Source organism: Microbacterium sp. dk485 (assembly GCF_004570445.1).
GTDB classification, from domain to species: Bacteria; Actinomycetota; Actinomycetes; order Actinomycetales; family Microbacteriaceae; genus Microbacterium; species Microbacterium wangchenii.
Genome location: NZ_SPQW01000002.1, coordinates 384739 through 393824, shown reverse-complemented (window position 1 = coordinate 393824; position 9086 = coordinate 384739). Strand labels below are relative to the sequence as shown.

Genomic DNA, 9086 nt, shown 5'->3' with positions numbered 1-9086 from the left:
TCCTACAACCCACTCGAACGGAATCAACACGATGACCGCACCTCATATTGTCGACCCTGCTGGCCTGCTTTCCGAAGCGCTGACCGATGCGTCGCCGGATCTGATGCGCAGCTTGCTGCAGACCATGATCAACGCGTTGCTGTCCGCGGACGCGGATGCCGTGGTCGGCGCGGAATGGGGAAAGCCCCATCCCGACCGGACCGCACAACGCAACGGTTACCGGCACCGCGACCTCGACACCCGGGTCGGGACAATCGACGTCGCCATCCCGAAACTGCGCCAAGGGACCTACTTCCCGGAGTGGTTGCTCGAGCGACGCAAGCGGGCAGAGGCCGCGCTGATCACCGTCGTCGCGGACTGCTACCTCGCCGGCGTCTCAACTCGGCGGATGGACAAGCTGGTGAAGACCCTGGGGATTCACTCGTTGTCGAAGTCGCAGGTGTCCCGGATGGCCGCGGAGCTCGACGAACACGTCGACCAGTTCCGGCACCGGCCCCTGGGCGACGCGGGCCCGTTCACGTTCGTCGCTGCCGACGCTCTCACCATGAAAGTGCGTGAAGGCGGCCGTGTGATCAACACTGTCGTGCTCATCGCGACCGGCGTCAACGCCGACGGCCGCCGGGAGGTCCTTGGCCTGCGGGTCGCTACGGCCGAGACCGGCGCCGCCTGGAACTCGTTCTTCGCTGACCTCGTCGCCCGCGGCCTCGGTGGTGTGCGCCTGGTCACCTCCGACGCGCACCAAGGCCTAGTCGAGGCGATCGCCGCGAACCTGCCCGGCGCTGCTTGGCAACGATGCCGCACCCACTACGCCGCGAACCTGATGAGCGTCTGCCCGAAGAGCATGTGGCCGGCGGTGAAAGCGATGCTCCACTCCGTTTACGACCAGCCCGACGCCGACAGTGTTCACGCCCAGTTCGACCGGCTGCTGGACTACGTCGACGGGAAGCTCCCCGACGCGTTCGACCACCTCGACAACGCGAGAGCAGACATCCTCGCGTTCACGCAGTTCCCCGACGGCCTCTGGCAGCAGATCTGGTCCAACAACCCCAACGAACGCCTCAACCGCGAGATCCACCGCCGCACCGACTCCGTCGGCATCTTCCCCAACCGCGATGCGATCATCCGCCTCGTCGGAGCCGTCCTGGCCGAGCAAACCGACGAATGGGCCGAAGGACGCCGCTACCTCGGCCTCGACATCCTCACCAAAAGCCGCCTCACCCTCGTCCCAGACACCGGAAGCGAGGTGAACACCGACACCGTCCTCGAACTCAGCGCCTGAACCCCCACCCGCAGGACACCGCTAACCGGGGCCCTGATCCCTCCATCCAGGAAGGTAGTAGGACTGACCTATGTTCAATCGCGAATCCCAGGAAGACCTCCAAACCAAGCTCGACTCGGCGAACGCTGCCATCGCCAGGCATCCGCTCGCATCTGAGCGAGTCACGCGAGCTCACGCCATCATCGAGTCGACCAACAGCGACGACAAGGAGTTGGTGAACAAGAAGCTGGAGGATGCGGGTCTTCCCGGTCTCGCCGAGCTCGGGAAGATCACGGTGCGACATTCGCTCAGCTGGTGGAAGCTCCACCGAGAACGGAACAAGATCGCCGAAAAGCTCGAGAAGCTCCGAGGCTGACTCGACCGACCGTCCAACCCTCGAACTCAGCACCACCCCCACGAAGGACGCCGCTACACCACTACCCGGGGCTTGACCGCTGCCGAGTCCTTCTTGGCCGACGCAGATGCTTCGCCGATTCGTCCTCTGGGTGCGTGAGTGGCGCGAGACGATTCGATTCGGGCGGTCAGGTCGGCGCGTGCGCGACTGGCGCCGGGCCCGGATGGCGGATGCGGAGGGGAGGGCATGCGTCCGCGAGGAGCGCGAAGCCGCGAGAGCCGCCCGACGCGAAGCCATCGCCCTTCGCAAACTGCAGGAGCAGTCTGCCCAGTACTACGCGAGCATCCAGGCGCCCGTCCCCTTCGAGTTCGTCGACGTGCCCCAGCCGCCGACGCGAAATACACGCCGCAGGCATGGTCAATCTCGCCACGCACGCCGAGGCGGATAGGGGACTCGCGAAGCACCTCAAACGTCGCGGATTAGCAGGAACTGCAATAGTCTCAGCCCCATGTCATGCGCTGTTGCCGGATGCACCGCGACCGCTCAGGCGGCCATCATTCTTCCGATCGTCACCGATCCCAATCCTGAGGATCTGGGCCCGTGGTCCGTGACCGTGTGCAAGTTTCATGAGCAGGCTCTGTACGCCGGGGAGCATTACGACATGCGCGCGGACGGGGTGCTCAACATTGGCACGAACGCGCCGCCGCGTCTGCTCGCTTACGAGATCACAGAGACCGGTCTCGCGCAGCCGGTTCTCACCCTGCATCTGGGACACGACGGCGTCGTCGACCAGCAGGTGCCAATCCAGGTCAGTCCCGAACTCGTACGGCATCTCGCGATGAACGAGGACTCTGAATTGGCGAAGGAGACGGGACGCAACAGTAAGCCTGAGGACTCGCCGGACGTATGAGGCTTTGCGACCCTCAGTGGCCGATTCGGGTCCGAGGATTTGGCGCTGCATGACGAATCCTGCCCGGCCGCCGTCGCCGGGGTGGCCGGAGACGATTCAAGAGAAGTGTCGTTTGCGGAGGTTGCTGAACAATACGGGGTCTCGGTCGGCGCTCCCTAGGACCCGAAAACGTCCCACCGACGGTCCCTGAATAGAACCGTTTCGAGTGTTCGATGGGGGATCCCCAAGCGATACGAAGGGATTACGCTCGCCGACATTTGACGACGTGCGCGTCAGCGCACGTGATCCTGACGGCCAGCACCGGCTCCGTGCAGGGCCTCAAACTTCTTGCGAGCCCGCCGACTTCTCAGGAGGATTATCAGCCCAATCGCGGCTCCCCCCAGCCACAGTCCCAGCCCCAGCCACGCCCAGATCTTGCTTGCGTCGTTTACGAGGTTGATGACCTGCGTGGTGACAAGGAATGCGCTCGAGCACAGCGCCCAGAGGCCCCAAAGGCGCTGCCGGTCCAGCTGCATGCGCTGCTGGATAAGCGACGGCTGCGGCGTTCGCTGGCTGCTGTCTCGGCTCGCGCCTACCTCGCCTTGCTCGGTCATGAGCGCGAGCCTAACGTCCGCCACCTGTTGTCTGTTCACCCACCCATGAGGACTCACAACTCTAGGACCGGTCCGCTGTGCTCGTCCGTAGCAGGATCCTCATCGTGTGGCGTCAGCAGCGCCCCACGACGCTGGGCGTATGGATGGAATACAGATTGGATACGCCAGGGTCTCGACCACGGATCAGGACCTCACTGCTCAACGCAACGCACTGCTGCGTTTGGGCGTTCAGGACGCGCACATCTACGTCGACCACGGCATGACCGGCGCGAATCGCGCCCGACCGGGATTGCGGGAGGCGCTTGCCGCGGTGCGAAGCGGAGACACCCTCGTCGTGACGAAACTCGACCGGCTCGCCCGGTCGCTGAGAAACGCGCGCGAGATCGCGGACGAGCTGACGTCAAAAGGCGTCGCACTCAGCCTCGGCGGGAACCGCTACGATCCCACCGATCCCGTCGGTCGACTGCTGTTCAACGTGCTCGCCATGGTGGCGGAGTTCGAGCGGGACCTGATCAGCATGCGCACACGAGAAGGGATGGCGGTCGCCCGCGCCAAAGGAAGGCTGAAGGGAAAGCAGCCGAAGCTGTCGAAGACGCAGCGGGCCGAGCTGTTCGAGGTGCACGATCGAGGCGAGTACACCCAGACCGAGATCGCGGAACTGTTCAGCGTGTCGCGCGCCACGGTTTACCGCGAGCTTCAGCATCGCCGTGAGAAGTTCCTCGCATCCTGCGAAGCGCACATCTTTTAAGCACCCCCGGAGCCCCGGCCGCCCGACTCGGGCGTCCGACTCGACACGGCCACGGGCCGCTGGGAGATCCCGCCGCGCACCCTCGCGCATCGCCCGGTCGAGCGTCCTGTCTTTAGCGCGCGTCGAGCCCGGGGCCCACGTGGCTCGGCCCGTCCCGCGACCGACCAACGGGATAGAGTGCCGCGGAGGAGGGCCCATGCTTGCGGGAAGTATGGCTGCACACTCGAGCGTCGCTGCGATCGCGGCCACTACGGCGCTCATGGCCGGCGGGTTCACGGTGGCGCTGATCGCGATCCTCCACGTACTCAAGCCCGAGTATGACGCGTCCTGGCGGATGATCAGTGAGTACTCCCTGGGGCGCCACGGGTGGGTCATGCGCCTCGCCTTCGTCACGATGGCCATAGGCCTTTATGCGACGTGCGTCGCCTTATGGCCGTTCGGCGGCGCGTGGACGATCGGCCTGGCAGCCGTCGCCCTCGGCGCGCTCGGTGCCGCGTTCATCGATGCCGATCCGATCACGACTCCGCGCGCTGATGCCACGCCAGTGGGCAGGGCACACACGGTGCTGGGCGCGGCCTTGCTGGCCGGCTTTCCTCCTGCCGCGCTGGTAGCGGGGGTCGGGGTGGCGCCCGCGCTCGGCTCGACGCTGGCCATCGCATCCGTTGTTCCATTTGCCGGACTGGTGTGGTTCCTCATCGCTTCCGCCCCCGCCCACGGGCAGGGCGGCTCGCCAGAGATTCGAATCGGATGGCCGGACAGGTTCTGCCTTCTCGCCTACCTGGCATGGGTGGTGCTCGCCGCTAGCAGCGTTCTTTCCGTCTTGAGCCTGGGGACCGCGAGGCTACCGTCGTGACCATGCGCCCGGTGACGCAGCGGCTTGCGGCGGTCGATGAGGCGAACCTCGTACTCGACCACGTCGGCCAGGTCAACGTGTTCCTCGTCGCCGGGCTGCTCGCGCCAGGCGGCTTCCTCGCTGCGGATGGAACCCCGAGCATGGCGGAACTGCGCGACGCCCTCCGCGGTCGGGTCGCGGCACTGCCCGCGCTGTGCAAGAGCGCTGTCGCGTCGGGCCGGTGGCACCGCTGGGTGGAAACGGAACCTGACCTCGAGCATCACATCCGCCTCGTAGAGCCCGTCGACGGTCGCGCAGGTCTCGAGCAGATGTGCGCTGAGCTTATGACCCGGCCGCTCCTTTTGGATCGTCCGCTCTGGGAGATCCTCGTAGTGCCAGGCGCGGCAACGGCAGCGGCCGGCGTCGTGTTGCGCATCCATCACGCGGTCGCCGATGGGATGGCGGCGGTCGCGATCGTGCAGCAGCTCTTCGACCTCCGGGAGCCGCGGCAGATGCCGGCGAACGCATCAGGTTTCCACGTGTCCACGGTGGCTCCGCGTCGCGGCCTGCGCCATACCCTGCGTCGGCTGCGTGTCGGTCTGCGTCGCATCCGCAAGACACTGCGGGGCGGTGACGTCGGGCCAACCGTGCTGCTCGGCGAGCGCAGCCCGCACCGCGGGGTCGCGTTTCTGCGTACCGACATGGAGGCGCTCGAGACGCGCGTGCGCCCGCGGGGTGCGACGGTGAACGATGCCTTACTCGCTGCAGTAGCGTCGGGGTTCCAGGCGGCTTTGACGGCTGCCGGCGAGCCGATTCCCGTCGAGCTGCCGGTGTCGGTGCCGGTGGCACTGCGGCGACGCGGAACCGCGGGCAACAAAGTGGGGGTCATGCTGGTGCGGCTGCCGCTCGGCGAATCCGACCCCGACGAGCGCCTGCGGATCATCGCGGCGCAGACCCGCGGGGAGAAGGTTCGGGCAAGAGAGCAGGGCACGCTGGAGTTCATGCGCGGCCCGGTCGGCGCGCGCATCATGGATCGCGTCGCTCGGCGGCAGCACCTCGTCGCCGGGTTCATCACCAACGTGTCCGGCCCCGAAGGCGCCCTGTGTCTTGCGGGCGCCCCGGTCGCCGCGCTCTGGCCGGTTGCGGTACTCGCCGGCAACGTTCGGCTCGGAGTCGCGGCGGTCTCCTACGACGGCAGGCTGTGCTGCGGCATCCATTTCGACGCCGCGAATGTGCCTGGCGCCGCGTTCGCGCACGCCATGGCTGAGGAGATGGCGCGTCTGGGCGAGTGAGCTCAGCGGTGAGACATGAGGCCCGCGAGCTCCGCTCCCCAGTGGCGCGCGCGCTCCAACTCGCCCTCCGCGACCGGGCCGGTATAACCGTGCACGCCGAACGTCTCGGGCTTGGCAATCGGACGGAAACCGAGCGCGACGAGTCGCTTCATCGCCTTCTTCGCCGCCGACCCGGGGAGCCGAGGGCTGACCACCCTCGTGTCGAAGGTCGCGACGGGCACTGCGCGACCGGGTGAGGTCAGCGTTTCGATCCACTCGCGGATGCCACGTGCCGGGAGGTGCTCGGCGCCCTGTTGCTTCGCCGACTCGCGTGTCGAACCAGTCGACATTGAGAACACGTGGGTCGGTCCGCCGACCACGAGCAGGTCGACATCGGAGTCCAGCGCGCTCGGCGCCGACGCCGCGTCTACCACCTCGGCTTGCTCGCCGCCGATTCCGGCCGCGATCTCGCGCGCCAGCTGCTCGGTGTTTCCCCAGAGCGACTCGAAGACCACGACAGCGTGCATGATGCCTCCTCCGTGAACGAGAGGGTAGCGGCCCGCGGGCAGATCGGCTATCGGGACGGTTCTCCTCGAGGAGTTGTCGCCTCCTCAGGTCGGCGCGGCCGATCAGACGGAGGCTCTTCTCGAATTCGGCCGGGGGCCGTGTCGGCAACCTGCTGTCGATGCCGACGCTCGATGGTTTGCCCGGCGTAGGTCGCGCTGACGATCAAGACAGCGCCGCCGAGTCCGAGCGGTCCGATCGCTTCGCCGGCGATGAGGACTCCGACAAGCAGGGCCCACACCGGTTCGGTCCCCATCAGGATGCTGGCGCGGGAAGCCGAGGTTCGCCTCACCGCCCAGAGCTGCACGATGAACGCGAACACCGAACACAGCAGCCCAAGGAAGAGCACGTTCGCCCACTGGTGCGCATCGAGCTGCGCGGCGGCGGCCGGAAGGTCGGGTCCGGCCATGGCGGTGAATGTGGCCGCGCACACGGCCATCTGGACAAGCACCACACCCCAGGTTCCCTCTGGGCGGCCGCGAGTCAGATGCGCGCTCGCCGTCACGTGGAAGGCCCGGACGATCGCGGCGGCGATCACGAGGCCGTCACCGACCGTCGGTGTGCGGAGACCGCCCTCGGAGACGAGGAGCGCGACGCCGACTACGGCAGCTACGGCGGCGATGAAGTACGAGCGGGGTAGCCACGATCGGGACGCGATGCCATCGAGGACGGGCGTCATCACGAGCGCCAGACTGATCAGCAACCCCGCATTGGTCGCGGAGGTCAGGTGCACGCCCCAGGTCTCGAGCCCGATGACGGCCGCTTGCGAGCAGCCCAGGCAGGCCGCGATCACAAGGCCTCGTCCTCTGGGGAGTCGTTCCTTTCGCACGAGACACACGAGCCACGTCGCGCCTGCGGCGACGAGGAAGCGGAGGGCGACGGCCGCGGGTACGCCCGTCTCAGCGGCGAGATCCTTCGCAGCGAGGAAGCTCGCGCCCCAGGCCGCGGCGACGCCGAGCAGGAGCAGATCGACGACGGGTTCGGAGCGCATGCGAGGTGCCATGCCACTACTCTCGAGAGAGCCGATGCGGAAGAACAACGGCCAATGTCTTGATCGACGATTTAGGAACGCTTATGGATCCTGCTCGCCTACGTCTTCTCCGTGAGCTGGGTGACCGGGGCAGCGTCGCGGCCGTTGCGACTGCGCTGCACGTCAGCGCATCTGCCGTGTCTCAGCAGCTCACTGCGTTGCAGGCCGGCATACCGGTCCCGCTGACGATGAAGCAGGGGCGCCGACTCGTACTCACGGAAGCCGGTGAAGCGTTGGCGGTCGCCTCAGCACGCGTCGACGAGGCCCTCGCCCAAGCCCGAGACGCCGTCGGGTCATTCCTCGAACACGAGGAGCGACCCGTTACGGTCTCCGCATTCCACAGTGCCGGTCTCGCCCTGTTCGGTCCGCTTCTCGACGAGCTGGGCACCGGTTCGCGTGTCTCTCTCGCTGACGCCGACGTCGCGCAAGACAAGTTCACCGGCCTCACCGCGGACTACGACCTCGTCATCGCACACCGCCTCGCGCACGACCCCACGTGGCCGACCGGACGTCTCGTCGTGACACCGCTTCTCGTCGAACCACTCGAGATCGCCCTGCACGCCGCCCACCCCCTGGCTGCGCATCCGAGCATCAGGCCTGAGCAGTTGCGGGATCAGCGTTGGATCTCCACCCACGAGGGGTTCCCCCTCACCGGCGTGCTCGCCCACCTAGGAGCCGTGATCGGTCAAGCCCCCCAGGTCGATCACCGCATCAACGAGTTCTCCGTCGCCGCCGAAGTCGTCCGCACCGGTGCAGCGATCGCCGTGATGCCACGGACGACTGCCGCCCCACTGGCGATCAACGGCATGGTCCTACGCCCGGTCACCGGCGTCTCACTCGTCCGCCACGTCGACGTACTCGCCCGCCCAGACGCCATAGCGCACGCCCCCGTCCGCAGGGTCCTCGCGGCACTACAAGAAGTCGCCGCCGCCGCCACGCGAAGAGCGAGCGCGCCATAGCCTCTCGCACCGTCGGGCGCAGGATGGCTTGCGATTCAGGGCGGCCTGAGCGGTCACCTGTCCGACCACGAACAAAGGCCTCGAAAGCCGCATGATTACGCGGCTTTCGGGGCCCTGTTCGGTGACAGCGACTTGTGGAGATGGGGGGAATCGAACCCCCGTCCATCGCTGAGATATCGCGTCTTCTCCGGGCGCAGTCTGTGCAGACGTTCTACTCGGCTCCGACCTTTGTCACAGACACCTAGGTCGACGAGCCCAGCCTGGGAAGAGTCCCGAGCGGCGTCCAGACGCCACCGCTCAGCAAGTCCCCTAGATGACGCCAGGATCCGTAGCGGGAACACCTACGGTCTGACGGAGTTCAGGCTCGCTTAGGCAGCGAGGGCGAACTCAGTGCGCTTGGTTTCGGCACTTATTGGTTTACAGGGAGCGTTTACGAGATAACCCTGTATCCTCGGCCCGCTTCTCGCGAATTCACAGGCGATGTCGAAACCGATCATCCCCGTGATCCTCCGTGTGGAGGGGCCACTGTCACGCTGTGGAGTTGTATCTTCCGGAGGCCGAAGCAT

General features: G+C 66.7%; 10 protein-coding genes and 1 other RNA gene. 7 read left to right on the top strand and 4 right to left on the bottom strand.

The window, feature by feature from the left end:
- The first annotated feature begins 31 nt into the window (after nt 1-31).
- From E4V99_RS12530 to E4V99_RS12520, 3 genes are all read left to right on the top strand, one after another.
- Nucleotides 32-1279, top strand: coding sequence for an IS256 family transposase (locus E4V99_RS12530; RefSeq protein ID WP_135117463.1), 1248 nt, complete (start codon nt 32-34; stop codon nt 1277-1279).
- 70 nt (nt 1280-1349) lie between these two features.
- Entirely contained in the window at nt 1350-1634 is a 285-nt protein-coding gene (locus tag E4V99_RS12525) for a hypothetical protein (protein ID WP_135117462.1), read from the top strand.
- A gap of 487 nt (nt 1635-2121) precedes the next feature.
- On the top strand, nt 2122-2523 hold the full coding sequence (locus tag E4V99_RS12520) for a hypothetical protein (RefSeq protein WP_135117461.1): 402 nt from the start codon (nt 2122-2124) through the stop codon (nt 2521-2523).
- Nucleotides 2524-2795: 272 nt separating this feature from the next.
- Here the strand turns inward: E4V99_RS12520 and E4V99_RS12515 are convergent, their stop codons facing one another.
- Nucleotides 2796-3116: a hypothetical protein gene (locus E4V99_RS12515; RefSeq protein WP_135117460.1), complete on the bottom strand. Its 321-nt coding sequence runs from the start codon at nt 3114-3116 to the stop codon at nt 2796-2798.
- 139 nt (nt 3117-3255) lie between these two features.
- Between E4V99_RS12515 and E4V99_RS12510 the strand changes: the two genes are divergently transcribed.
- The 3 genes from E4V99_RS12510 (at nt 3256) to E4V99_RS12500 (ending at nt 5988) form a co-directional block, all read left to right on the top strand.
- Nucleotides 3256-3864 (top strand): recombinase family protein, encoded by a 609-nt coding sequence (locus E4V99_RS12510; RefSeq protein ID WP_209305629.1) that lies wholly within the window; start codon nt 3256-3258, stop codon nt 3862-3864.
- Between the two features lie 211 nt (nt 3865-4075).
- Nucleotides 4076-4717: a DUF998 domain-containing protein gene (locus E4V99_RS12505; RefSeq protein WP_167758127.1), complete on the top strand. Its 642-nt coding sequence runs from the start codon at nt 4076-4078 to the stop codon at nt 4715-4717.
- Between the two features lie 2 nt (nt 4718-4719).
- Nucleotides 4720-5988: a wax ester/triacylglycerol synthase domain-containing protein gene (locus E4V99_RS12500; protein ID WP_135117954.1), complete on the top strand. Its 1269-nt coding sequence runs from the start codon at nt 4720-4722 to the stop codon at nt 5986-5988.
- Nucleotides 5989-5990: 2 nt separating this feature from the next.
- On the opposite strand, the gene E4V99_RS12495 is transcribed toward E4V99_RS12500, so the two are convergent.
- Together E4V99_RS12495 and E4V99_RS12490 are read right to left on the bottom strand one after the other, a co-directional pair.
- Nucleotides 5991-6482, bottom strand: a complete 492-nt coding sequence (locus E4V99_RS12495) for a hypothetical protein (protein ID WP_245233179.1) — start codon at nt 6480-6482, stop codon at nt 5991-5993.
- A gap of 59 nt (nt 6483-6541) precedes the next feature.
- Nucleotides 6542-7522, bottom strand: a complete 981-nt coding sequence (locus tag E4V99_RS12490; protein ID WP_245233178.1) for a DMT family transporter — start codon at nt 7520-7522, stop codon at nt 6542-6544.
- 83 nt (nt 7523-7605) lie between these two features.
- Here E4V99_RS12490 and E4V99_RS12485 point away from each other — a divergent pair, with 83 nt between their 5' ends.
- Complete coding sequence (locus tag E4V99_RS12485) at nt 7606-8520, top strand: LysR family transcriptional regulator (protein ID WP_135117457.1); 915 nt, start codon at nt 7606-7608, stop codon at nt 8518-8520.
- A gap of 132 nt (nt 8521-8652) precedes the next feature.
- On the opposite strand, the gene ssrA is transcribed toward E4V99_RS12485, so the two are convergent.
- Nucleotides 8653-9021, bottom strand: a transfer-messenger RNA (tmRNA) gene (gene ssrA / locus E4V99_RS12480).
- Nucleotides 9022-9086: the final 65 nt, after the last annotated feature.